Source organism: Bacillus sp. ABP14 (genome assembly GCF_001831375.1).
Lineage (GTDB): Bacteria > Bacillota > Bacilli > Bacillales > Bacillaceae_G > Bacillus_A > Bacillus_A paranthracis.
The window spans coordinates 4388406-4414928 of the sequence record NZ_CP017016.1 but is presented as its reverse complement, the minus strand read 5'-3'; the positions used below and the strand labels follow the sequence as shown (position 1 = coordinate 4414928).

Here is a 26523-nt window from a genome sequence, read left to right as displayed (position 1 = left end):
TACTCATAAGGTTCATATGGAAGGGACACACTAAAGGGGAATTGAAGCAAGGAGGGACAATTATGGCAGAGCGTCAATCACTTGAATCGTATATTACACAAGCGGAACAAGCGGTGGAATATGCGAAAGAGCAACTAAATCTTGGTATGAGACAAGAGCATTATAATACGATGGAGTATTCGGATGCGCAGTTACAATTAGAACAAGCATATAACGATTTACAAACGATGCAACAACATGCGAATGATGAGCAACGTGAGCAATTAAATAGAGCACGTATGGCAATTCGCCAATTGCAACATCAAATGATTATTACACCGCACTAATAAGGAGTGAATGTAATGGCGAAACGTTCAGATCAAAATAATCCAGAACAAAAAACGCAAAATGGACATAACGCTGAGTTTTCAAATGAGCTTGATCCAATTGTTCAAGTAAAACAACGCAACAGTAAAAAAGGACAACCTCAAAGATCAAAGCAATCAGAGTAAACCAGGTCGCAATATGACCTGGTTTTATTTTGCTATATGACAATAATGTAAGATTTCTGTAAGGTTTGTCGATAGTTGTAAGCTTACTTTTCCAGTAGAGTAAGGGAGGATTAAATTTTGGACAAGGAGTTGCTTTATGGGGAACAACATTACAAACAAACGAATTGATGAGTTAGATTACATTCGTGGCTTCGCATTACTGGGGATTATTTTAGTAAATATTCTTGCACTACTTAATATTAAAATTCCAGATCCTAATACAGTAGATGCTAGCTATCAAAGGTTTCTATACTTATTTGTAGAAGGTCGTTTCTTCTCGATTTTCTCATTCTTATTTGGAGTGGGATTCTATATCTTTATCTCGAGAGCAATTGCAAAAGGGAAAAATGGATATGTTCTATTTTTACGCCGTCTAGTTGCGCTATTTATTTTCGGTTTGCTTCATTACATGTTTCAGCCTGGCGAAGCGTTAACGTTATATGCAATCTGCGGGTTAATCGTTTTACCATTTTATAAAGCGAAAAAAGAAGTGAACTTAATAATTGGTCTTATTTTGACAATTGCTTTTAGTGTGATGGGCGTTAAAGAACTATTACCACTTGGCTTAATTTTATTAGGTCTTGCTGCAGGGCAATATCGTGTATTTGAAAACCTCTCACAAAACATAAAGAAAGTCGCTATTTTTACAGGTGTTATGTTCGTTTTAAGCGTCGTAGCTATATGGTATCAATATGGGCATGTTCCTGCTGAGCCATTTGTAAATATGATAATTATGACTGAGGATGGAACAATGGATGCTGCAGGTCAATTTTTAAAAATTGGTGTTACAGTCGGACCAATTATTTCAGCTTTCTATGTTGGAGCGTTAATTTTATTACTTCAGTTAAAACCAGTTCAAACAATATTAGCACCATTGAAATACTATGGCCGTATGGCTTTAACAAATTATATTGGACAAACTGCAATGATTTTAATCGCAGGCAGTGTATTTAACTTTGCAGGTAACTTAACGTACATGCAGACGTTATATGTATGTATCGCAATTTATGCAATTCAAATTGTGTTTAGTGTGATTTGGATGAAAATCTTTAAAATGGGTCCATTAGAATGGATTTGGCGTGTTATTACGTATTGGACAGTAACACCTTTAAAGAAATAAACAGCCTATTTGTATTGTCAGCTTTTGTCGATAAGTCGATATATTTTGAAAATCGCTGATAAAAGTGGGAGAATCGTCGATATAATTTCATTTGCCGATTTACTATGTCACTAGTAGTAAAAGCCAAGCTTACAAGCACACCTTCTTTATCTTACAAAAGTGTAAGGTAATTGTAATGTTAACAAATAGCAGTTCATCTCCAAAAGGCGCAAAATAGGTAATGGAAAAACAAGCGTAGGAGGATATATATGACGAAACCAGTTGTAGACGTGAAAAACGTTCAAAAAGTGTACGGTAAAAAAGGTGAGAACCAATCACATGCATTAAAAGGTGTATCATTCTCAATTCAGGAGGGTGAGTTTGTTGGGATTATGGGACCATCTGGTTCTGGTAAAACGACATTATTAAATGTAATTTCAACGCTAGATAAAGCAACGGGCGGTGTTGTTGAAATTGCGGGAACGGATATTACAAAAATGAAGCAAGGTGAGCTTTCAGATTTCCGTTCACAAAAGTTAGGATTCATCTTCCAAGACTTTAACTTATTAGAGAATTTATCTATTTACGAAAACATTGCACTTCCACTTTCTCTTCAAGGTGTCTCGTCGCGAAATATTGGGCCAAAAGTAGAAAAGGTAGCAGATATGTTAGGCATTTCAGCAATTCTTCAAAAGTATCCATCTGAAGTATCTGGTGGACAAAAGCAACGTTCAGCAGCAGCGCGTGCTTTAGTGCATGAGCCAGCAATTATTTTAGGGGACGAGCCAACAGGAGCGCTTGATTCTAAAAACGCGACGAGTTTACTTGATGCGATGACAAACTTAAATAAAGAGCAAGGCGTATCTATTATGATGGTTACTCACGATCCATATAGTGCAAGTTACTGTCAGCGTATTTTATTCATTCAAGATGGTGAGCTATATAAAGAAATTCACCGCGGTGGTACACGTGAAGAATTTTATAAAGAGATTTTAGATGTGCTTGCAGACTTAGGCACACAAAAAGCGTAAGAAAGGAGGCTCCAGTATGTTATTTAAACTTTCCATGTCAGGACTGAAAAGTAAGCTGAAAGATTACATCGTCTTACTTGTCGGCCTTGTCATGTCAATTTCAATTTTTTATATGTTCCAAACGTTAGCGCTGAATAAAGCGTTTATCGAATCTAACTCAGTTATTCAATCGATTGGATTTGTATTCCAAGCAGGTTCATTTTTACTCGCTATTATAACGTTCTTCTATATTTTATATGCGAACTCTTTCTTATTATCTCTTCGTCAAAAAGAGTTTGGTATGTATATGATGTTAGGAGCAAAAAAGCATAAAGTTACATTACTTATGTTTATCGAAACAATCGTATTAGGCGCTGCGTCTCTTGCGATCGGTATTACAGTTGGTGTAGGACTTGCAGAAGGTATCGGTCAGTTATTAATGAAACAATTAGAATTTGCTGGTGAAGGCTATAAAGCATTTTACCTTCCATCAATGACTGTTACTTGCATTTTCTTCTTCGCATTATTTGTATTATCAGCAATTATGAATAGTATTAAGTTATCACGTATTTCTGTATTGCAACTTGTACATGCAGATGCACAAACAGAACGTGTTGCAGTAAAAGGGAAGATGACAGGCGTAGTTGCATTCCTTGCGGTTATTTTATTAGGAATTGGCTATGCATCAATGATTTACATGGAAAAACTAAGAGAAATGGGAATCCTTATTGCATTAATTACAACAACAGCTGGTACTTACATGCTATTTGGATCACTTCTTCCGGTTATTATTAAAAAATTAAAAAGTAATAAAAAACGTAGTGAAAAAGGGCTTAACGCTTTTACATTTGCACAATTAAATTTCCGTATTAATAGTTTAACAAAGGTACTTGCAACAGTAGCAATGTTAGTTGCGCTTGGAGCCGGTGCAATTTCAGGTGGTATGGCGTTTAAAAATAACGTTATAAAAATGGTTGATGGTTTCGTAATATATGATTCAGTAGTTCATAACCCAACAGCTGAAGAAAAGAAAATTTTAGACGGTATTACATTTAAAGAGAAAAGCGAATATCGTTACAAAGTCGATGATAAATACGTTTACTATGTAAAAGAGGATTTAGAGAAAAATCGTCCTTTAGTAAAAGATATGTCAAATATCAAATCAATGAAGGATATAGTGAACACGAAAAAAGTTTCAGAGGAACTACCAGTGGGTGCAGTTGCTAGAGAAATGAATGAAAAAGATGCGAACGCTAAAGAACTTCCACAAGAATGGGACGAGGCTTTCAGAACAATCGAGCCATTCTACGTACATGAAGATCATGCAATTAAAATTGTAAATCAAAAAATGTACGATACTGTAAATGGTAAAGAAGGAATTGTATTTACTGGAAAAACAGATGATTTTGAAGCGCACAAAAAAGAATGGAAAAAACTTGACGAGTTGCAGCTAGATAAATATAAAAATGTAAAAGCTGAAAGATTAGATAGTAAATATCAAGCTTACGACATGTTCTATGGCGTTGCGAGCGGAACAGTGTTTATGGGATTTTTCCTTGGAATTGCTTTCTTAGCAATGATGGCAAGTTGTTTAATGTTCAAAATTCTTTCTGGTGCATCAAAAGATATTACGCGTTATCAAATGCTTCGTAAAATCGGGGTGCGCCGTGAATTATTAACGAAATCCATTTATAAAGAGTTATTCTTAGTCTTCCTATTCCCAGCAATTGTAGGTATTGCTCACGTATTAGTTGGTATGAATATTTTCGGATTTATTTTAATCGATCCGTACTTCCGTATTTGGGTGCCAATCATAATTTTCGTAGTTATTTACACGATTTATTACTTCATTACAGTTCAATTGTATAAAGGAATTGTTCTTCCGAAAGAAGATTAATAAAAACCGAGCGAAATTGCTCGGTTTTTATTATTTTCAGAAAAAAACACTTTGACGTTACTGAAATATATAATATAATGTAAATAAGTAACATAATATAAAAGTAGACGCAGCTGGATAAGGAAAGGAGGAATCTGATCTGTAGAAAGAGGCTGAACTTGTATCCCCTATTATTCCTACCCCTACTGCATTTGCACAATTATAAATTTCCAAACCTGAAAGTATATTGTAAAAATAATGGATAATACATGGAAATCTCATAGCGTGATAAGGTAAAATGGACAACATGATGAGAAAATTACCGTTCATAAGATGAGGAGAATACATGTATGGAAGTTGTAGAGGCATTAAAAGATATAAGCCAAATTGAGGCTATGAAAAAGTATTTAAAAGAGCACTCACAGCGAGATTATCTTTTATTTGTTATTGGAATTAACACAGGATTAAAGATTACTGAGCTACTTAGTATGAAATTTGAAGAGATATTAAATGAAGATGGAACTGTTAAAGAGTTTTATTCTCTTCCTGTGAAAGATGAAAAGTTTAAACAAGATATTTATTTAAATACAAAAGTAAAAGAAGCACTTTTAGAGTACGTACAATCTATTGATGTGAAAAGAGAAAACTACGTATTTCAATCTAATAAAACGAAAAATTCAATTACACGTCAACAAGCGTATCGTGTCATTCATAATGCTGCTGAAGCGGTTGGGATTGTTGGTAAAATCGGAACAAACTCAATGAGAAAAACGTTTGGATTTCATGCATACAAAAGAGGGATAGCGATTGCACTATTGCAAAAGCATTTCCATCACGCAACGCCATCAGAGACGCTCAAGTATTTAGGAATCTCAAAAGATGAAGAATTTAAAACCGAGATTGATGTTGATTTGTAAAAGCCGTAACTAAAAACTTTAGGAGGCGGGAATATGAATATTCGAGAGAGTGAATTACCGGGCATTGGATGTAAGTTTGAAGTAATTACAAAAGGTAATGAAAAGCTGGTTATTGTTATTCACGATGATGGCCGAAGAGAAATGTATCATTTTGATGCAGATCATGATGAAAGTATTTCAAGTATTTCTCTTCGTGATTCGGAAGCGAGACAAATTGCAGCTATATTGGGCGGAATGGTATATAGACCACAAGCGTTAGACACGATTGAGATGGCTTTTGAAGGATTATCAATTGAATGGTTTAAGGTGGAAAATCATGCACCAGTCGTACAAAAAACAATTGGTAGCTTACATGTCAGAAAAACATATAACGTAACGATTATTGCTATTTTAAAAAAGAATATGAAGAAATTCTTTAATCCAGGTCCAGACTCTATTATTGAAGCTGGCGATATGCTCGTGTTATCAGGCGCGAGACATGAAGTGAAAAGAATTATTAATGAATTGCTTTCATCAGGAGGTGATTCATAATCGATGGATACTTTAATCTTTGAAGTTGGAACTGCGTTAGTATTAGTAGCTTTTGCAGCTATCCTCGCTGCGAAGTTAAAGTTCTCGATTATTCCGTTTCTCATTATACTCGGTATGTTAGTGGGGCCTCATGCCCCCGATTTAGGACTTATCGATTTAAGGTTTATTGAAAGCGGAGAAGTTATTTCCTTCCTTGGCCGCGTTGGCGTCATATTCCTCCTATTCTATTTAGGTTTAGAATTCTCAATAAAAAAATTAATTAAATCAGGAAAATCAATTGCTTTTGGGGGGACTGTCCATATATCACTTAATTTCATATTAGGTTTGCTTTATGGATATGTTATGGGCTTCCCCTTATTAGAGACGTTAATTATTGCTGGAATCATTACAATTTCATCGAGTGCAATTGTTGCAAAAGTAATTGTTGATTTAAGAAGATCTGGTAATAAAGAGACTGAATTAATATTAGGAATCATCATGTTTGATGATATTTTTTTAGCTGTATATTTATCAGTCGTTTCAGGGTTAGTACTCGGTGGTGCCACATCATTTGTAGGTGCTCTTACATCGGTGTTAATCGCAGTAGGATATATGCTACTATTCTTTGTAATCGCTAGAAAAGCTACGCCGTTTTTAAATAAAATATTAGATATTTCCTCAAATGAAATTTTTATTATCGTAATATTCGCTATTTTATTCTTCGTAGCAGGATTTTCAGAAACGATTCATGTCGCTGAGGCAATTGGAGCGTTATTGTTAGGACTCGTCTTTTCTGAAACAGAGCATAGTGATCGGATTGAGAAGCTCGTCGTCCCATTCCGTGATTTCTTTGGAGCCATATTCTTTTTCAGCTTCGGTTTAAGCATAGATCCGTTTTCGCTTGGAGGAGCAGTGTGGTTGGCATTAGGAGCAGTTTTCATTACTCTAATCGGCAATTTTACTGCTGGAATGATTGCGGGACGTAAAGCCGGGTTATCCCATAAGGCTTCTACGAATATAGGTTTAACACTTGTATCACGCGGGGAATTTTCTATTATTGTAGCGAATATCGGCATTGCCGGTGGCTTAATGGCAGCGATTAAACCGTTCTCTGCTTTATATGTTTTAATATTGGCATCGTTAGGACCGTTATTAACGAAAGAGTCTGGGAGAATATACTCTCTACTAGATAAGGTATTTAAATGGAGTGCTAAAGAACGTGCAAAGCGAGAAAAGGAAGTTGGATAGTATAAAGAGGCTGCATGAACTTCATGCAGCCTCTTTATATATTGTTATTGTTGTCATTTTTTGTCGGTGAGTCGATATATTCTAATAATCGCTGATATATTGCAAGTTGCGCTGATATAATTTGATAATCGCTGATATATTTCGAGTTGCGCCGATATATTTCCAAAATCGCTGATATATTTTCAAGTGGCAATTAAGGTAATTTCATTTACCGACAAACCATTATCTGAATTTCATCAACTATTAATCAGTTGCCTTCCTATTTAAAAACGACTACAATTTTACTGTTATAGATGAACGAAAAAATAGAATAGGAGGGGAGACTATGCCAAGGAAAGTATGGCTATTAGTAGCTGGGATGATTATTAATGTCACGGGTGCTTCTTTTTTATGGCCTTTTAATACAATTTATTTGCATGATCACCTAGGGAAATCTTTATCTGTGGCCGGAATGGTATTAATGATCAACTCGCTTACTGGTGTAATCGGAAACTTGCTCGGCGGTGTTTTATTTGATAAATGGGGCGGTTATAAATCAACTTTAGTAGGGATTGTCATTACACTCGTATCGATTTTAGGTCTTGTGTTCTTCCACGGTTGGCCGTTATATGTTGTGTGGCTAGCGTTAATCGGCTTTGGTTCTGGAATGGTCTTCCCATCGATGTATGCGATGGTTGGTACGGTTTGGCCAGAGGGCGGAAGACGAGCATTTAATGCGATGTATGTTGGACAAAACGTTGGTATTGCGATTGGAACAGCGTGTGGTGGATTAGTTGCATCGTATCGTTTTGATTATATTTTCTTAGCAAACTTTATTTTATACTTTGTATTCTTCTTAATTGCTTTTATTGGATTCCGTGGTATGGAAGATAAGAAAGAGCCAGGAGTGAAAAAAGAAGTTGAAACGAAAAAAGGTTGGTCGCTTACACCTGGATTCAAAGCACTTCTTATCGTATGTGTAGCATATGCTTTATGCTGGGTTACATACGTACAGTGGCAAGGAGCAATTGCAACACATATGCAAGAGTTAAATATTAGTCTTCGTCACTATAGTTTATTATGGACGATAAACGGAGCGATGATCGTTTGTGCACAGCCACTAGTTAGTATGTTAATTCGCTGGATGAAGCGTTCGTTAAAACAACAAATTATGATTGGGATTCTTATTTTTGCAGTGTCATTCATTGTATTAAGTCAAGCGCAGCAATTTACGATGTTCCTCGTTGCGATGGTAACATTAACAATTGGTGAGTTATTCGTATGGCCAGCAGTTCCAACGATTGCAAATATACTTGCGCCAAAAGATAAGTTAGGGTTTTATCAAGGTGTTGTAAATAGTGCGGCGACTGTAGGGAAAATGTTCGGGCCGGTCGTTGGCGGAGCAATTGTGGATTTATACAATATGGAAGTATTGTTTATAGCAATCATGGTAATGCTTGTAGTAGCGCTTATCGCAACAAGTATTTATGATAAACGAGTAAAAGTAGAAGAAACAGTTGAAGAAAAAATTGCAGTTTAGTTTGACGGAACATGTTCACATGTTTTAGAATATATTTAAATAAAACAACCTTTCGAACAAGGGAGATAGCTCGGCTGTCTTAAGACGAATTCGTTAGTTATTAAAAGTAACGATTAACCGAGAAGCCCCGCTTTAAGTAAGCTCTTTAGAGATACGAAGTGGAGGGTAGTTCAAATTAACTCATATGTGTAATAACAGTGAGAAGGAGTAGTAGTAATAGAAGCTGGTTTAGAGAGTTGACGGTCGGTGCAAGTCAATCCACGTTTCGTTATGAACTCGCCTTTGAGTTGCAGTTGTGAAATTAATAGTAGCAATTGCCGTTAATCCACGTTACGGATCTAAGCGAATGTATATTTGTACATTAATTTAGGGTGGTACCGCGGGAATCTATAACCTCTCGTCCCTTTCTAGGGATGAGAGGTTTTTTGTATTTTGGGCGGTGAAAATAAATAGAATTTCAAGGAGGGTATCTCATGAGCTTTAATCATCAAGAAATTGAGAAGAAGTGGCAAGGGTACTGGGAAGAGAATAAAACATTCCGTACGCCAGATGAGACAGAAAAACCAAAATTTTATGCACTAGATATGTTCCCATATCCATCAGGTGCAGGCTTACACGTAGGACATCCAGAAGGTTATACAGCAACAGATATTTTATCTCGTATGAAGCGTATGCAAGGATATAACGTTCTTCATCCAATGGGATGGGATGCATTCGGTCTTCCAGCAGAGCAATATGCACTTGATACTGGAAACAGCCCAGCTGAATTTACAGAGCATAATATTAATACATTCCGTAACCAAATTAAATCATTAGGTTTCTCTTACGATTGGGACCGTGAAGTAAATACAACAGATCCAAACTACTACAAGTGGACACAATGGATTTTCCTAAAACTATTTGAAAAAGGCTTAGCTTACGTTGATGAAGTACCTGTAAACTGGTGTCCAGCACTTGGTACAGTACTTGCAAACGAAGAAATCATTGACGGTAAGAGTGAGCGCGGTGGACATCCAGTTGAGCGTCGTCCGATGAGACAGTGGATGTTAAAAATTACAGCTTACGGAGATCGTCTATTAGAAGATCTAGATGAGCTTGATTGGCCAGAAAGCTTAAAAGATATGCAACGTAACTGGATCGGTCGTTCTGAAGGTGCCGAAGTACACTTCAATATCGATGGTACAGACGAGAAGTTCACAGTTTTCACAACGCGCCCTGATACACTATTTGGTGCAACATACTGTGTACTTGCTCCGGAACATGCACTTGTTGCAGAAATTACAACAGCAGAACAAAAAGAAGCGGTGGAAGCTTACATTAACGCTGTAAAAATGAAGAGTGACCTAGAGCGTACAGAACTTGCGAAAGAAAAAACTGGTGTATTTACTGGTGCTTACGCAGTTAACCCAGTAAATGGTGAGAAATTACCAATCTGGATCGCTGATTACGTTCTTGCAACTTACGGAACAGGTGCTGTAATGGCAGTTCCAGCTCACGATGAGCGTGACTATGAATTCGCATCAGTATTCAATCTTCCAATGAAGGAAGTGGTAAAAGGCGGAGACATTACGAAAGAAGTGTACACAGGTGATGGTCCACACGTAAATTCAGCATTCCTTGATGGCTTAAATAAAGAAGAAGCAATCGCAAAAATGATTGAATGGCTTGAAGTAACGAGCGCAGGAAATCAAAAAGTAACGTATCGTCTACGTGACTGGTTATTCAGCCGTCAACGTTACTGGGGTGAGCCAATTCCAGTAATCCACTGGGAAGATGGCACAATGACAGCTGTAAAAGAAGAAGAATTACCATTAGTTCTTCCGAAAACAGACAACATCCGTCCTTCAGGTACAGGTGAATCACCACTTGCTAACATTGACGAGTGGGTAAATGTTGTTGATCCTGAGACTGGTAAAAAAGGTCGTCGTGAAACGAATACAATGCCACAATGGGCTGGTAGCTGCTGGTATTACTTACGTTACATCGATCCAAACAACAGCGAAGCACTTGTAGATCCTGAAAAAGTAAAACAATGGCTTCCAGTTGATATTTATATCGGCGGAGCAGAGCACGCTGTACTTCACTTACTATATGCTCGTTTCTGGCATAAAGTATTATACGATATCGGTGTAGTTCCAACGAAAGAGCCGTTCCAACAATTATTCAACCAAGGTATGATTCTAGGTGAAAACAACGAGAAAATGAGTAAATCAAAAGGTAACGTTGTAAACCCTGATGATATCGTAGCAAGCCACGGTGCAGATACACTTCGTCTATACGAAATGTTCATGGGACCATTAGATGCTTCAATCGCTTGGTCTGAAAATGGTCTTGACGGAGCTCGTCGTTTCCTAGACCGCGTATGGCGTCTATTCGTTCAAGATAACGGTGAATTAAGTGAGAAAATTACTGATGCACCAAATAAAGAGCTTGAAAAAGCTTACCACCAAACAGTGAAGAAAGTAACAGAAGATTATGCAGAGCTTCGCTTCAACACAGCGATTTCTCAAATGATGGTATTCATCAACGATGCATACAAAGCTGAAACACTTCCGAAAGAATATGTAGAAGGTTTCGTAAAAATGATTGCACCAGTTGCACCTCACATCGGGGAAGAGCTATGGAGCAAACTTGGATACAATGAAACAATCACATATGCAAGCTGGCCAACATTTGATGAGTCTAAACTTGTAGAAGATGAAGTTGAAATCGTTGTTCAAGTTATGGGGAAAGTTCGCGCAAAACTAACAATGAGTAAAGACGCATCAAAAGAAGAAATGGAACAACTTGCACTTGAAGCAATTAAGGACCAAATTGAAGGGAAAACAGTTCGTAAAGTAATTGTAGTTCCTGGAAAACTTGTTAACGTTGTTGCAAACTAATTCATTCAAAAAAGCTCAGAGGATTTATACTCTGAGCTTTTTTGTGTAGAAAATAATTTCTGGATTACCTTAGTCTAAGTTTTCAATTATTCCATTACGTACAAATAAAAGAGCGGAATTCCCATGCAGACAAACACCTATTTTTCTATAGGAAATATGATAAAAAAGGTAGGCTAAAATGAGTAGAAGAGGTGAAAGGAATGAAAGGGATGGACAATAATGCACCACACGGATTTTTCGGAGGTGGATCGGATAGTTATGAACAAATGATGTTAATGGGAGGGGCTGGCCAACAAGGATACGGTGGAATTCCGAGCTGGATGGGCGGAGCGCCTGGAGGATTTTCCACATCAGTAGCTGGAGCACAAACTGGAATTCCAACATTAACAGGAGGATTTCCATCATCGGTAGCCGGAGTGCAAACCGGAATGCCGACATTTGTAGGCGGAGCAGCGGTTGGAGCACCAACTACATTCCCATCTTTCGTTGGAGGAGTACAAACAGGATTTCCGGTACCGGGAGTAGGTGTTGTAGCAGGAGGAGTAGGTGGATATCCGCAAGGTTTTTACGGTCAACATGGCCATCATGGACATCATCACCATCAAGGCCACCACGGTCAACATGGACACCATCATCATCAAGGTCACCACGGTCAACATGGACATCATCAACAACAAGTACATCACCACGGACACCATCACCACCAAGGTCACCACGGTCAACATGGACACCATCACCACCAAGGTCACCAAGGTCACCAAGGTCACCAAGGTCACCACGGTCAACATGGACATCATCAACAACAAGTACATCACCACGGACACCATCATATACATCCACAGGCTGTTCTTTATCAAACTCATCAAGGTCAACATGGTCAACATGGACACCAAGGCCATCAAGGTCACCAAGGTCACCAAGGCCACCAAGGTCACCAAGGCCATCAAGGTCACCACGGCCACCAAGGTCAACATGACCACCAAGGTCAACATGGTCATCAAGGTTACCAAGGCCAACAACACCAACAATACCAACAGTATCAACAACAATCTTCTCCTTGGACAGGTGGAATTGGAGCAGGAGGAGCAGGGGCAGCGGCAGGAGCGGCTAGTATTGGTGGAGCAGCAGGGCACGCTGGACACGTTGGTCATTAATGAATTGCAGAAAAAAAGACATAATAAAAAACTGCTAGGAAATCCTAGCAGTTTTTTTCAGCTTCTTGGCGCTGACGTTCGATTTCAGCACGAAGTTGTGGTTCTGGTGCTTGCCAGCCTTCTGGTTTTAGAATTTTGCCGTCGCCTTCACGGAATCGAGGTTTTCCATCAGGGAATAGTTTTGCCATGTTTGCGTTATTTACAATTTCGAATCCTTTATCAGGACGTACGCCCATTTCGGCAAACGTGCCGAATGCAAAGTAAATAAGGTCAATTAGTGCATCATATTGATCTTCAACAGTCGTTGCTTCCAGAAATTCTTCTAGCTCTTCTTGCATAAAACTCGCACGGATTTTTGCACGTTCTTCTGTTAGTTTTGTTGGAGTATTTGTCACAGGGTGTCCGAACTCTTTATGCATTTTTGCAACAAGTTCGTATCCTTTATCTAAACCTTTTTCGTTTGTCATGTTGTTTCATCCTTTCTCGCTTAGTGCCGAATCTCATTGTAACATAAGGTGATTATGAAATGAAAAGAACATCTTATAGAAAATAAGATGTTCGCCTGTTATTCTTCTTTCTTAATTAAAATGGATAAAATAAGGTCGATGCCAAACATACCAACGAGCAACATTGGTATAACGACAAGTAAATAACGTGTGAAGGAAACATTTTTTAAATATGTATGAGCAAATAAAAAGACGCCGAGAAATAAAATACCATTTAAAATAGGCTTTACTAATTTTTTAGACATAAGCTCCCCCATAAATATCTTCTCTCTCTATCTAAAATAAAAACTCCTCTTTCCGTTGTATCATGCTGGAGAGAGGAGTTCAATCATTTCTCATTCAATTACACCAGAATTTGTAATATTTACGGTGTATTTTATAGTAACTGGAACATCTTTGTACATTTGTTTCCACTCCTCTAACTTGAATGGGCGATAATGTTGCTTATATTTAGCACCTAGCCCGAGCGGATCGACGCCTAAAGATTTAAACTGCTTAATTAATTTAGCAGCTTGTGTATTTAATTGTTTTTGAACGACCTTCTCAATCTTTGTTGTGTTCTTAGCATTCTCTAAGTTAATTTGTTTCGATACTTCTTGAATACGGGCATCAAGCTTCACATGAATGGAAAAGGAGGGCTTTCCGTTTTTTATTTTTATATCGTATGTTGGAACAGAACGAATATTGTTAATCATTACGTACCCAGGATCTGCTTTAAATTCATGTGAATCTAACTTATGTTCTTCTAACAATCCTTTAAATACAAACATATCTTTTTCCACGATTTTACCAACATATTTATCTTTTTTAAAAAGACCAATTCCCGTGATTTTTATTTTATCACCATGTTTCTTTAGAATTGGAATATAGTAGTCTTGCCCTTCTTGATAATAACGGAATGCTCCTATATGCAGATTATCTGTTGGTAAAGGACCTGTCTTCATATTATGTTCGAGCATTTTTTTTATATAAATTGCAACGTTAGATGAAGTCGTGTACTTTCCTTTTAAAAGTTCAGTACCATTGCCGTCGAGTAAAGCAACATATAAGGCATTTCCGATATTTACATCACGAATTAATGTATCGAAGGAAGCAACCATTCCTTTTTTTGCAATTCGGAGGGTAAATAGAGAAACACGCATTTGTCCGCTGGCAAATGGTTGAGAAGACTCTAAAGATGTGTCTGCTTTTACTTGTTTTACCGCATTTGCTGTCCCTTCAAAAACTTGAACTTTGTTACCTTTTTGCTGAATAGGACAAACAAATGTTACCTTTATTTTATTATCTTTTGCTACATCAAAGACAGTTCCTTGTATAAGGTGTACGTCATCGATAATATTTTTTTGTAAACATCCAGTTAAACTAAAAAGTACTATACAAGAAATAAGCATTAATTTGCTTTTGATTTTTTCCATTTTCTTTTCACCCACACAATAATAAATAGGATTGGGATGTATACATAAATAAGCCAAAAACTCCCCTTTGATGCATTGCTAATAAAATTATTAATATCGTGTCTGTTTGTTAAAAGTTGTGAAACAATGAGAGTGATAAACATAAAAGCGATTAAAACACCTCTTTGTTTTACACGGAATATTTCATGTGTTGCTCTCGTTGCTGCCCATAAAGGGAGGATAAAACTTGAAATAATAACGAGTGCATAGCCTGAAATTGCAATATATTCGAGTCTTTCTATAAACGGTAATTGAATGACTTGGGTCATAGAAAGTTGGGGCCATATCGTTTTTAATAATTGTTTTTCACTAAAAAATGCAAAGGCTAAAAGGGTGCTAAATACATATAGAAGATTTGAAAATAGTGCTCCAAGCTGAGCGTATTTATGAGATTGCATAGGCTTTTTCACAAATGGATACACCATGAGGTAAATCTCAAAACCAGTCATACTGTAGATTGACACTTGAGCGGATTTTAAAATGTCTGAAAAAGAATGTGTGAATATAGGCAGTAAATTCTCCCAATGTGAATATTTCAAAACGAATAAGCTTAAAAATAAATATCCCAATGTACCACCAACAGAGATGACGCAAATACCGGTAATGACACGAAATCCAGAAGAGACAATGTAATAGCTAACTAAGCATAAAAAGAGTGTTAACATCCACGTGGAAGCAGTTGGGAACATCCATACTTGAATAATTTCAACATACGTTCGAATGACCGAAATACTGACGATTAAAAAATAAGCTGCAAAGATGATATTAAAGATATTCCCTATCCACTTTCCAAACGTTTGTCGTTGTAAATCAATTAAATTTCCATTTGTTTCTTTTAATAAAAAATACATCATCCATATAAGAAGATGGATACAGAGTCCTGTGATTACAACGCCCATCCAGCCGTCGTATCCAGCGGCCTTTGCGGTGATTCGAGCGAAGCCGAGAACGCCAGCACCGAACTGTGCACCGTGAATTAAGAAGAAAACGAAAATAGGAGATATTTGATATTTTTCTTGAACTTTACTCATCGAATGCACCTCATTTCTTAATCATCAAAGTCTGATCTATGTTTTGTTGAAATTCCTTTCGCTGCTTTTTTTACATGTTGTGGCCTTGCTTGTACATCCCGTGTATCAATCATTGTTAAAGGAAAACGAATCCAAGAGTCTTTAACAGACTGTTGTCTTGTCGGATAAAACAAAGCGTACGGCTTACGTAAGGAAGTAAGTCTAAATAGATGAGTAAATAAAAAGATAAATCCAAGAGAAATCCCGAACAATCCGCCTATTTCTGCAAACATAAGAAAAGGAAAACGTAGTAGTCGAACCGCATTACCCATTTTATAAATAGGTGTAATAAAGGAGGCGAGTGCTGATAAGGCAACGATAATTAATAAAATATTACTCGTTAAACCAGCTTGTACAGATGCTTGCCCAATTACGATACCGCCTACAATACCGAGCGTTTGACCAACTTTCATCGGTAACCTCGCGCCAGCTTCTCTCAGTAAATCGATTGCGAGTTCTAAAAAGAGTGCTTCAATTAAAGGCGGGAATGGTACTTGCGCCCTTGATAAAATTAAAGTTTCAAGTAAATCACTCGGAATGAGTTCATAATGATAATTTAAAACTGCAACGTATAACGGTGTAGCGCAAATTGAAAATAGAACGGCAATTAATCTTAAAACCCTTGAAAATGTAGCATACATCCAGGAGACGTTATAGTCTTCTGGGGAAATGAAAAAATCGAAATAGGATACAGGTGTTAGTAAAACACTTGGAGAGCCATCAACAAAAATAGCGATTTTCCCATCGATTAGTGCTTTTGTAACTCTATCGGTTCGTTCTGTATTGATATAGAGAGGGAAAATTGACTTTTCACCCATTAATTCTTGTAAATAAGCACTATCATTAATTTGATCATATTCAAGAGCGCGTAAGGACTCTTCTAGAAAATCTACATTATCTTTTTCAGCGAGGTTGTCTAAATACATCATGACAACTTTTGTTTTGGAAAACTCACCAATAATCATCTCTTTTGTTTGTAAATCTAAAACAGGAAGACGTTTTCGAACTAAATTAATATTTGTATCAATATCCTCTACAAAACCTTCTTGTGGACCGATAACAGTTGATTCATTTAAAGGTGGAGTTGGTGCACGATAATTATCAATTGCAATGTTTGCGAGCATACACTTTTGATCTTTCTGATTCAACTGAATAATTGCATGCCCCTTTAAAACCATATCTTCAATTTTTTGTAAGTCGTTCGTAATTGTAATGCCACTCATTGGAATATGTTCTTTTAGCTCTTCTAGTGAAGCACAAGGTCGTTCTAAAAGAGTGGGCATTAAATACTTTTGTAATTTCTCGCCATCAAGCGAAGGACGATAGTAAGAAATCCAATAAGGCATCGTTTCATCGTCAGATGTGTGATAATTAACAAAATCACTAGACTGTTTGAGCTTCTCTATTAAATCTTGTAGAGAATGAATATGTTCTTTTTCTGGTTTCGTAAAATCATAAATACTATTCCCTTTAGAATTTTGCTGCTGTTGCCCTTGATCTGATTTGTTGTGTTTAGAGTGTTGTTGTTGATCTTGCTCCGAGTTGTCTTGCTTAGAATGCTGCTGTTGATCTTGCACTGAGTTGTCTTGCTTAGAATGCTGTTGTTGTTGTTGTTGATCTGATTTGTTGTGTTTAGAGTGTTGTTGTCCTTGAGAAGATTCGTCTTGTTTAGCACTTTGTTGCTGTTTCTGATTCGATTTGTTTTGCTGCTTATCTTTGGAAGACTCCTTGTGCTCCTCTTTTGGTTGCTCGCCATTGCTATCTTTATTATGTTTCATACTTCTAGTCTGTTGTTTGCTATTATCCTCTTGATTGTTAGGGTGTTGCTCTGAGTTATCTGTTTCGTTTTTCTCTGTTGTATTTGATTTTTTTTTCTTACGTAGCCAATTCCAAATCATATGTATGCCCTCTTTGATTGTGTAATATAGTGCTATTTTGTGGCTAATTTTGTATATTATTCATTTATTTATGAAAAGAAGGAGGAGATGGGTTTGCATAGAAAAAATCCTTTAGTAAGCAGTACATACTATGACGAGAAGAGGGCGAGTCTGTGCAAATTGTAAAAAAGGAGAAATTTATTTTAAAGGAGTTTACATTTGAAAATGGTAGGACAATTCCTGTTCAAATGGGGTATGAGACGTATGGTACTTTAAATAGAGAAAGGTCAAATACGATTTTGGTTTGTCATTATTTTAGTGCAACTAGTCACGCAGCAGGAAAATATACAGCGCATGATGAGGAGTCTGGTTGGTGGGATGGTTTAATTGGACCGGGAAAAGCAATTGATACAAATAAATACTTCGTTATATGCACTGATAATATTTGTAATGTGCAGGTGAAGAACCCTTATGTAATTACAACGGGACCGAAATCGATTAATCCGAAAACTGGAGATGAATATGCGATGGATTTTCCGGTTTTTACATTTCTTGATGTAGCTCGTATGCAATATGAGTTAATAAAAGATATGGGAATCGCAAGGCTACATGCTGTAATGGGACCGTCAGCTGGCGGGATGATTGCGCAGCAATGGGCTGTTCATTATCCTCATATGGTAGAGCGGATGATTGGTGTTATTACGAACCCGCAAAATCCAATTATTACGTCGGTAAATGTAGCGCAAAATGCAATTGAGGCTATCAAGCTGGATCCAAGTTGGAAGGGCGGAAAATATGGAGAAGAGCAGCCAATGAAGGGGCTTCAGTTAGCAAATAGCATGATGTTTATGAACGCGTTTGATGAGCATTTTTACGAAACGACATTTCCTCGTAATAGTATAGAGAAAGAATCTTATGAAACATTTTCTGCATTAACATCATTTGAGAAAGAAATTAACAAAGTGACAAATAGAAGTATAGCTTTAGTAGATGCAAATTCGTGGATGTACACTGCAAAAGCAGTTTTATTACATGATATTGCACATGGATTTTCATCTTTAGAAGACGCACTGTCTAATATAGAAGCAAATGTACTTATGATTCCGTGTAAACAAGATTTGCTTCAGCCTTCACGTTATAATTATAAAATGGTAGACCTATTGCAAAGACAAGGGAAGTATGCGGAAGTATATGAGATAGAGAGTATAAATGGGCATATGGCGGGAGTATTTGATGTTCATTTGTTTGAAAAGAAAGTTTATGAATTTTTAAATCGGAAAGTGTCTAGTTTTGTGTAGAAAATAAATGATGTGAAAAAGGTGCAATGTATGTAATAGGCACCTTTTTTTACATGATTTGTAGACGAAAAATATATGTGGCAATTGCTATACCGAAGAAGGCGATACTAAGCAATAGAAACAAGAATGACATTTCTTGTGGTGATTTTATCTTTCTATTATTTTTCATACTAAGAGCAATAATTGCAGCGATTAAGAAAATGATGCCCATAATGAAAAGAAAAAGTGTCATTTTCATTGGCTCCTTTCATAAAACAAGTATATTGAGGATACAATGCAAGAGTTATGTTTGTAAAGGATAAGTTTTACGAGAAAATTGAGAAATAAATTCCCTATTCTTTGCGTTCTTTCTTTCGCATGCTAAAATTGATGAGAAATGGTTGTTTAAAGAAGAAATTAAAGGTTTTATTGTATATAAGGAGGAACGACATATGACAGAAGTGAAAACAATTACTACAGAAGAAGTGCAAGAGCGTTTAGAAAAAGGAGAAACGTTATTTTTAGTAGACGTAAGGGAAGATGAAGAAGTAGCAGCAGGAAAAATTCCAGAAGCTGTACATATTAAAATGGGTGATATCCCAAATAAAGTAGATTTCTTTGATAAAGAGAATGAATATATCTTTATTTGCCGTTCGGGAATGCGTAGTGAAAATGTATGCCATTATTTAAATGAGCAAGGCTTTAAAACAGTGAACATGGTTGGCGGTATGCTTCAATATGAAGGCGAAATCAAATAAGTAGTTTAAAAAACTTGAAACGAGTCTGTTTCAAGTTTTTTTCTTTTGCATACAGTGTACAAAAGGGGGATAGGTAAATGGGGATTAACTTACGGAAAGTAAAAATTATAAATAATACAGGGGCTGTTAATGTCGGCGATTGTTATGATATCTCACCTTTAGCTGTAGCGAAAGTGTATGCAGGTGCTGGAGGATCGAGTGTGGCTATTTTTTTAAATGGAAAAAGACAGCCAGAAGCGGTCATTAGAACATCGGTGTTTCTTCCGCCATTAGCAACGAGTACACGTACATTAGGCTCATAGAAGAAAGGTAGAGTGTAATTATGCCTGCTCATATAAAAGAGTTCGTTATTGTGAATAACACTGGGAATATATTTACTGGTGATAATCTGAGTGATACGTCATTTACTGCTTCGAAATCGTATAGTGGTTCGATGGGGTGTACTTGGATTGATGTTGTTACAGTAATAGGGACGGAGACGAAGCTTTGTTTACAGCCAGGAGATTCTGTCACAACAACGTATACGAGAGGTACTCCTGCTGGTATTGTAACAGGAACAAATATGGGGCAAAGTGTAAATGCATCGGGTATAGCACAAGCTGTCCCTAATACAGATAATATGGATTCAGTTGCTGGACTCCCTTAAGGAATTAAGGGAGTTTTTATTATTTAAAATAAAAATAGTCTTTGAGATTATTTTTGTAAATACATATTAAGAAGAGGTTTGTAATGTAAAAAAGATGGTGTGTAGGTGGTGAAAGTGTGAGAGAGCGCGATAATAGAAGGCAACAACATTCGTTAAACCCTAATTTTAGAATTTCACCAGAACTTATTGGGCCCACTTTTCCTCCCGTTCCAACGGGATTTACTGGTATTGGGATTACTGGTCCAACCGGTCCACAAGGCGCGACTGGCCCGCAAGGACCAAGAGGATTTCAAGGTCCGATGGGAGAAAGGGGGCCAACCGGTCCACAAGGTGTGCAAGGTATACAAGGAGCGGTTGGACCAATAGGTGCAACGGGATCAGAAGGACAGCAGGGGCCACAAGGATTGAGAGGACCACAGGGAGAAACCGGAGCGACAGGATCTCAAGGAGTACAAGGGTTACAAGGGCCGATTGGTCCAACTGGAGCGACTGGTGCACAAGGAATACAGGGAATACAAGGATTACAGGGGCCAATTGGAGCGACAGGACCTGAGGGATCTCAAGGAATTCAAGGAGTGCAAGGAGTACCGGGAGCAACCGGTCCACAAGGAATACAAGGAGCACAAGGGATACAAGGACCACAAGGACCGAGTGGAAATACAGGAGCAACCGGAGCGACTGGTCAGGGGATAACCGGTCCGACGGGAGTAACTGGTCCAACAGGGATCACTGGCCCATCAGGAGGACCTCCTGGGCCGACGGGGCCGACTGGTGCGACAGGTCCGGGCGGTGGACCGAGTGGAAGTACAGGAGCAACCGGAGCAACGGGAAATACTGGGGCTACAGGAAGTACAGGGGTAACAGGAGCAACGGGAAGTACAGGTCCGACTGGAAGCACGGGAGCACAGGGCTTGCAAGGAATACAAGGGATTCAAGGGCCAATTGGGCCAACAGGTCCAGAAGGTCCGCAAGGAATTCAAGGTATTCCTGGTCCGACGGGAGTAACCGGTGAACAAGGAATTCAAGGAGTTCAGGGTATTCAAGGAGCAACGGGAGCAACAGGGGATCAAGGTCCACAAGGTATACAGGGGACTATAGGGCCACAAGGGGTAACAGGGGCCACAGGAGATCAAGGTCCACAAGGAATACAAGGAGTACCAGGGCCATCAGGAGCAACAGGTCCACAGGGAGTTCAAGGGATACAAGGTCCGATGGGTGATATAGGACCAACAGGTCCAGAAGGCCCAGAGGGACTTCAGGGCCCGCAAGGAATACAAGGTGTGCCAGGCCCAGTAGGAGCAACGGGTCCAGAGGGTCCCCAGGGGATACAAGGAATTCAAGGACCGGTAGGAGCAACCGGCCCACAAGGTCCACAAGGAATTCAGGGAATACAAGGTGTGCAAGGGATAACGGGAGCAACTGGAGTACAAGGAGCAACTGGAATTCAAGGGATACAAGGGGAAGTAGGAGCAACGGGTCCAGAGGGTCCCCAAGGAGTGCAAGGTGCTCAAGGGGTGATTGGTCCAACAGGTCCGATGGGGCCACAAGGAGTGCAAGGAGTACAAGGAATTCAAGGAGCGACGGGCGCACAAGGAGTGCAAGGTCCACAAGGAATTCAAGGAATCCAAGGTCCGACGGGGGTAACAGGAGATACGGGAGCAACTGGGGCAACAGGGGAAGGCACTACAGGCCCAACAGGAGTAACCGGTCCAACAGGGGTAACAGGCCCATCTGGAGGACCAGCAGGACCGACCGGCCCAACGGGGCCATCAGGTCCGGCGGGAGTAACAGGTCCATCTGGTGGACCACCTGGCCCGACAGGAGCAACCGGGGCGACAGGAGTAACAGGAGATACTGGGGCGACAGGCTCAACTGGAGTGACAGGAGCGACAGGAGAAACGGGAGCAACCGGAGTGACGGGTTTACAAGGTCCGCAAGGAATCCAAGGAGTGCAAGGAGAGATAGGCCCGACGGGTCCCCAAGGTGTTCAAGGTCCGCAAGGAATTCAAGGAGTAACGGGGGCAACAGGAGATCAAGGTCCGCAAGGGATTCAAGGCCCACAAGGTGACATAGGTCCAACCGGCCCACAAGGAATTCAAGGCTCACAAGGTTCTCAAGGAATCCAAGGAGCGACAGGGGGAACAGGAGCACAAGGCCCACAGGGAATCCAAGGTCAGCAAGGTGACATAGGTCCGACTGGGCCACAAGGTCCAACTGGAATCCAAGGGATACAAGGAGAGATAGGTCCAACAGGTCCAGAAGGCCCAGAGGGACTTCAGGGCCCGCAAGGAATACAAGGTGTTCAAGGGCCAGTTGGAGCAACGGGTCCAGAGGGTCCTCAGGGAATACAAGGCATTCAAGGACCGATAGGAGCAACCGGTCCACAAGGTTCTCAAGGAATACAGGGAATACAAGGTGTGCAAGGGATAACGGGAGCAACTGGAGCACAAGGAGCAACTGGAATTCAAGGGATACAAGGGGAAATAGGAGCAACGGGTCCAGAGGGTCCCCAAGGAGTGCAAGGAGTACAAGGAGCGATTGGTCCAACCGGTCCGGTGGGGCCACAAGGAGTGCAAGGAGTACAAGGAATTCAAGGAGCGACGGGCGCACAAGGAGTGCAAGGTCCACAAGGAATTCAAGGAATCCAAGGTCCGACGGGAGCAACAGGAGATACGGGGGCAACCGGAGCGACGGGAGAGGGAACTACCGGTCCAACAGGAGTAACCGGTCCAACAGGGGTGACTGGCCCGTCAGGAGGACCAGCAGGACCGACCGGCCCAACGGGGCCATCAGGTCCGGCGGGAGTGACAGGTCCATCAGGTGGGCCACCTGGCCCGACCGGAGCAACAGGTGCGACAGGAGTAACAGGAGATAACGGGGCGACAGGCTCAACTGGAGTGACAGGAGCGACCGGAGCAACGGGAGCAACCGGAGTGACGGGTTTACAGGGTCCGCAAGGAATCCAAGGTGTTCAAGGCGATATAGGTCCAACCGGTCCACAGGGTATTCAAGGTCCGCAAGGAATCCAAGGAGTAACGGGGGCAACCGGAGCACAAGGTCCACAAGGAATTCAAGGCCCACAAGGCGATATAGGTCCAACCGGCTCACAAGGAATTCAAGGTCCACAAGGTCCTCAAGGAATCCAAGGAACGACGGGGGCAACCGGAGCACAAGGCCCACAGGGAGTCCAAGGTCCGCAAGGTGACATAGGTCCGACCGGCCCACAAGGTCCCCAAGGAATTCAAGGCCCGCAAGGAATTCAAGGTCCAACGGGAGCTACAGGAGCAACAGGTCCCCAAGGAATTCAAGGCCCACAAGGAATTCAAGGCCCGCAAGGAATTCAAGGTCCAACGGGAGCTACAGGAGCAACCGGAGCGACAGGTCTCCAAGGAATTCAAGGCCCACAAGGAATTCAAGGCCCGCAAGGAATTCAAGGTCCAACGGGAGCTACAGGAGCAACCGGAGCAACAGGTCCCCAAGGAATTCAAGGCCCGCAAGGAATTCAAGGTCCAACTGGAGATACAGGTCCAACCGGAGCTGGAGCCACTGGAGCGACCGGGGCGACTGGAGTTAGTACAACTGCAACATATGCATTCGCGAATAATACATCAGGAAGTGTTATTTCTGTTTTGTTAGGTGGCACGAATATTCCGTTACCGAACAATCAAAATATTGGCCCAGGAATAACCGTTAGTGGTGGAAATACTGTATTTACAGTTGCGAATGCAGGGAATTATTATATAGCCTATACAATTAATTTAACAGCAGGTTTACTTGTAAGTTCTCGTATAACTGTAAATGGCAGTCCGCTTGCGGGAACGATAAATGCTCCGACAGTGGCTACTGGTTCATTTAGTGCAACAATCATTGCTAACTTGCCTGCTGGAGCTACTGTTAGCTTACAATTATTTGGAGTAGTTGCGTTGGCTACATTATCTACGGCAACGCCAGGAGCTACTCTAACGATTATTCGATTGAGTTAATAAGAGGAGAGCCTTGAAACTTTTATGCTTCAAGGCTTTTTATTTGTTAGAGCAAAAACATCGCAGTTCGAAAATATATTATAATAGAATGAAAAGAGAGAAATTTGGCAGAAAGGGAGGGTGGCGATGCAGGAGATGGTTACAGATTTTTTGGGACGCCCACTTCAAGATTTACGTATATCTGTCATTGATCGTTGCAATTTTAGATGTACATATTGTATGCCAGCGGAAGTGTTTGGGCCAGATTATGCTTTTTTAAAAGATGAGTTTTTACTGACGTTTGATGAAATTGAGCGTTTAGCAAAACTATTTGTTAGCATCGGTGTACGAAAAATTAGACTTACTGGTGGCGAGCCACTACTTCGTAAAGATTTAACAAAACTTATTGCACGTCTCGTGAAAATTGACGGGCTGTTAGATATAGGGTTAACGACCAATGCAATTCATTTAACGAAGCAAGCAAAAGTATTAAAAGAAGCTGGATTACATAGAGTAAATGTTAGTTTGGATGCAATAGATGATGATGTATTTAAGGCTATTAATGGCCGAAATATTAATACGAAACCTGTTATAAAGGGAATTATGGCTGCAAAAGAAGCCGGGCTTGATGTAAAGGTAAATATGGTTGTGAAAAAAGGGATGAATGATCATCAAGTACTTCCGATGGCTGCGTATTTTAAAGAGCAAGGAATCCCGCTTAGGTTTATTGAGTTTATGGATGTTGGTAGTACAAATGGATGGAATTTTGATCAAGTTGTTACGAAGCGAGAGTTAATTGAGATGATTCATCGCGTGTATCCGCTTGAGCCAGCTGAAGCGCATTATTTTGGTGAAGTTGCGAAGCGATATCGTTACGTTGGAACAAATGTTGAAGTCGGTTTTATTACTTCTGTTTCTGAGTCCTTTTGTTCCTCTTGTACGAGAGCGAGAATTTCAGCAGATGGAAAGTTTTATACTTGCTTATTTGCGACAGAGGGACTCAATCTAAGGGAACTTCTTAGAGGAAATCTTTCGGATGAGGAGTTAGTAAGCGTTATACAAGATGTATGGATGAATAGAAAAGATAGGTATTCGGATGAACGGACAGAAGAAAGTGCGAAAAATCGTCCGAAAATTGAAATGTCTTATATAGGGGGATAAGAAGGGAGGCTATCGTATGCAGGAGCGATATTCAAGGCAAATATTATTTTCTGGTGTTGGAGAAGAAGGACAGAGAAAAATTAGAGAGAAGCATGTGCTTATTATTGGTGCTGGAGCTCTTGGTGCAGCAAATGCAGAAGCGATTGTTAGAGCAGGTGTTGGAAAAATAACAATTGCGGATCGTGATTATGTAGAGTGGAGTAATTTACAAAGGCAACAATTATATACAGAAGAAGATGCAAAGCAGTATAAACCGAAGGCGGTAGCAGCGGCAGAGCATTTAAAAGCGATTAATTCTGAGGTGGAAATAAATCCGGTTGTGACGGATGTAACAGTGCAAGAAATGGAAGAGTTAGTGAAGGGTGTAGATTTAATATTAGATGCGACAGATAATTTTGAAACGCGTCTTCTTATTAATGATATTTCACAAAAGTATAATATTCCATGGATATATGGTGGTTGTGTCGGAAGCTACGGAGTAACGTATACAATTGTACCAGGAAAAACACCGTGTTTCCGCTGTTTAATGGAGCATCCAGCAAGCGGAGCAACATGTGATACGGCTGGCATTATACAGCCAGCAGTACAATTAGTAGTTGCGCATCAAATAACGGAAGCGCTGAAAATATTAGTAGAAGACTATGGGGCGCTTCGCGAAACGATGTTATCGTTTGATCTTTGGAATAATCAACAGATGGCATTTAAAGTGAATAGACAGAAAAAAGACACGTGTTTATCTTGCGGAAGATTACGTACATATCCGAGTTTAACATTTGAAGCGCAAACGAAAACAGAAGTGTTATGCGGACGAAATACAGTACAAATCCGTCCAGGTGTGCGGAATGAATTCAATTTAGAAGAAATTAAAAAGCGCTTACAAAGAAGTGTGGATGTAAAAGCTACTCCGTATTTAGTATCGTTTTTAGTAGAGGAATTTCGTTTTGTTTTATTTACAGATGGTAGGGCGTTTATTCATGGGACGAATGATATAAATGTGGCAAAACGTTTATATGCCAGATATATAGGTTGAACCTAAAGGGAACCCCTTTAGGTTCAACAGGGAGAAG

The 26523-nt window shown here is 39.6% G+C and carries 24 protein-coding genes and 1 other annotated feature; of the genes, 18 read left to right on the top strand and 6 right to left on the bottom strand.

All coding sequences use genetic code 11. The features are described from left to right. Positions 1-62: 62 nt before the first annotated feature. The 11 genes from BGI23_RS23020 (at position 63) to BGI23_RS22970 (ending at position 12745) form a co-directional block, all read left to right on the top strand. On the top strand, positions 63-326 hold the full coding sequence (locus BGI23_RS23020) for a YtzC family protein (RefSeq protein WP_000840873.1): 264 nt from the start codon (positions 63-65) through the stop codon (positions 324-326). 15 nt (positions 327-341) lie between these two features. After that, positions 342-491, top strand: a complete 150-nt coding sequence (locus BGI23_RS23015) for a hypothetical protein (RefSeq protein ID WP_001129341.1) — start codon at positions 342-344, stop codon at positions 489-491. Positions 492-627: 136 nt separating this feature from the next. Next, positions 628-1650 (top strand): DUF418 domain-containing protein, encoded by a 1023-nt coding sequence (locus tag BGI23_RS23010; protein ID WP_070807005.1) that lies wholly within the window; start codon positions 628-630, stop codon positions 1648-1650. Between the two features lie 248 nt (positions 1651-1898). After that, complete coding sequence (locus BGI23_RS23005) at positions 1899-2660, top strand: ABC transporter ATP-binding protein (protein ID WP_070807004.1); 762 nt, start codon at positions 1899-1901, stop codon at positions 2658-2660. A 16-nt stretch (positions 2661-2676) separates the two neighbouring features. Further along, complete coding sequence (locus BGI23_RS23000) at positions 2677-4536, top strand: FtsX-like permease family protein (RefSeq protein WP_070807003.1); 1860 nt, start codon at positions 2677-2679, stop codon at positions 4534-4536. A gap of 329 nt (positions 4537-4865) precedes the next feature. Next, complete coding sequence (locus BGI23_RS22995; RefSeq protein ID WP_000454214.1) at positions 4866-5432, top strand: tyrosine-type recombinase/integrase; 567 nt, start codon at positions 4866-4868, stop codon at positions 5430-5432. 33 nt (positions 5433-5465) lie between these two features. Further along, positions 5466-5963 (top strand): cation:proton antiporter regulatory subunit, encoded by a 498-nt coding sequence (locus tag BGI23_RS22990; protein WP_001026039.1) that lies wholly within the window; start codon positions 5466-5468, stop codon positions 5961-5963. Between the two features lie 3 nt (positions 5964-5966). Continuing rightward, on the top strand, positions 5967-7190 hold the full coding sequence (locus BGI23_RS22985; protein WP_070807002.1) for a cation:proton antiporter: 1224 nt from the start codon (positions 5967-5969) through the stop codon (positions 7188-7190). A gap of 325 nt (positions 7191-7515) precedes the next feature. Beyond that, the gene (locus BGI23_RS22980) at positions 7516-8709 is read left to right on the top strand and encodes an MDR family MFS transporter (protein WP_070807001.1); all 1194 of its coding nucleotides are present in this window, start codon (positions 7516-7518) and stop codon (positions 8707-8709) included. 188 nt (positions 8710-8897) lie between these two features. Further along, positions 8898-9117, top strand: a binding site (T-box leader). Between the two features lie 65 nt (positions 9118-9182). After that, positions 9183-11591: a leucine--tRNA ligase gene (gene leuS / locus BGI23_RS22975; protein ID WP_070807000.1), complete on the top strand. Its 2409-nt coding sequence runs from the start codon at positions 9183-9185 to the stop codon at positions 11589-11591. Between the two features lie 200 nt (positions 11592-11791). Next, on the top strand, positions 11792-12745 hold the full coding sequence (locus BGI23_RS22970) for a hypothetical protein (protein ID WP_070806999.1): 954 nt from the start codon (positions 11792-11794) through the stop codon (positions 12743-12745). Positions 12746-12789: 44 nt separating this feature from the next. On the opposite strand, the gene BGI23_RS22965 is transcribed toward BGI23_RS22970, so the two are convergent. The 5 genes from BGI23_RS22965 to BGI23_RS22945 form a co-directional block, all read right to left on the bottom strand. Beyond that, entirely contained in the window at positions 12790-13212 is a 423-nt protein-coding gene (locus tag BGI23_RS22965; protein ID WP_000180559.1) for a pyrophosphohydrolase domain-containing protein, read from the bottom strand. Positions 13213-13310: 98 nt separating this feature from the next. Continuing rightward, positions 13311-13496, bottom strand: coding sequence for a hypothetical protein (locus BGI23_RS22960; RefSeq protein WP_000038783.1), 186 nt, complete (start codon positions 13494-13496; stop codon positions 13311-13313). A 90-nt stretch (positions 13497-13586) separates the two neighbouring features. Then, positions 13587-14666 (bottom strand): Ger(x)C family spore germination protein, encoded by a 1080-nt coding sequence (locus BGI23_RS22955; RefSeq protein WP_070806998.1) that lies wholly within the window; start codon positions 14664-14666, stop codon positions 13587-13589. Further along, positions 14642-15736 carry a spore germination protein gene (locus BGI23_RS22950; protein ID WP_070806997.1) on the bottom strand — a complete coding sequence of 365 codons (1095 nt, stop codon included), beginning with the start codon at positions 15734-15736 and terminating at the stop codon, positions 14642-14644. Before BGI23_RS22950 ends, BGI23_RS22955 begins: the two co-directional genes overlap by 25 nt. Before the next feature lie 17 nt (positions 15737-15753). Next, entirely contained in the window at positions 15754-17673 is a 1920-nt protein-coding gene (locus BGI23_RS22945) for a spore germination protein (protein ID WP_083322801.1), read from the bottom strand. A gap of 152 nt (positions 17674-17825) precedes the next feature. Here BGI23_RS22945 and BGI23_RS22940 point away from each other — a divergent pair, with 152 nt between their 5' ends. Next, positions 17826-18950 carry a homoserine O-acetyltransferase family protein gene (locus BGI23_RS22940; protein WP_070806996.1) on the top strand — a complete coding sequence of 375 codons (1125 nt, stop codon included), beginning with the start codon at positions 17826-17828 and terminating at the stop codon, positions 18948-18950. Between the two features lie 49 nt (positions 18951-18999). Here the strand turns inward: BGI23_RS22940 and BGI23_RS22935 are convergent, their stop codons facing one another. Further along, positions 19000-19182: a hypothetical protein gene (locus BGI23_RS22935; protein WP_000171883.1), complete on the bottom strand. Its 183-nt coding sequence runs from the start codon at positions 19180-19182 to the stop codon at positions 19000-19002. 199 nt (positions 19183-19381) lie between these two features. Between BGI23_RS22935 and BGI23_RS22930 the strand changes: the two genes are divergently transcribed. The 6 genes from BGI23_RS22930 to BGI23_RS22905 all read left to right on the top strand — a co-directional run bounded on the left by BGI23_RS22930 (position 19382) and on the right by BGI23_RS22905 (position 26486). After that, positions 19382-19687, top strand: a complete 306-nt coding sequence (locus BGI23_RS22930; protein WP_000141202.1) for a rhodanese-like domain-containing protein — start codon at positions 19382-19384, stop codon at positions 19685-19687. 77 nt (positions 19688-19764) lie between these two features. Next, on the top strand, positions 19765-19989 hold the full coding sequence (locus BGI23_RS22925; RefSeq protein WP_044793734.1) for a spore germination protein: 225 nt from the start codon (positions 19765-19767) through the stop codon (positions 19987-19989). A 20-nt stretch (positions 19990-20009) separates the two neighbouring features. Further along, positions 20010-20333, top strand: coding sequence for a hypothetical protein (locus tag BGI23_RS22920; protein ID WP_070806995.1), 324 nt, complete (start codon positions 20010-20012; stop codon positions 20331-20333). A gap of 116 nt (positions 20334-20449) precedes the next feature. Then, positions 20450-24316: a BclA-related collagen-like exosporium protein gene (locus tag BGI23_RS22915; RefSeq protein WP_070806994.1), complete on the top strand. Its 3867-nt coding sequence runs from the start codon at positions 20450-20452 to the stop codon at positions 24314-24316. Positions 24317-24442: 126 nt separating this feature from the next. Then, positions 24443-25456 carry a GTP 3',8-cyclase MoaA gene (gene moaA, locus BGI23_RS22910; RefSeq protein WP_070806993.1) on the top strand — a complete coding sequence of 338 codons (1014 nt, stop codon included), beginning with the start codon at positions 24443-24445 and terminating at the stop codon, positions 25454-25456. A 16-nt stretch (positions 25457-25472) separates the two neighbouring features. Further along, positions 25473-26486: a molybdopterin-synthase adenylyltransferase MoeB gene (locus BGI23_RS22905; protein ID WP_047956756.1), complete on the top strand. Its 1014-nt coding sequence runs from the start codon at positions 25473-25475 to the stop codon at positions 26484-26486. Positions 26487-26523: the final 37 nt, after the last annotated feature.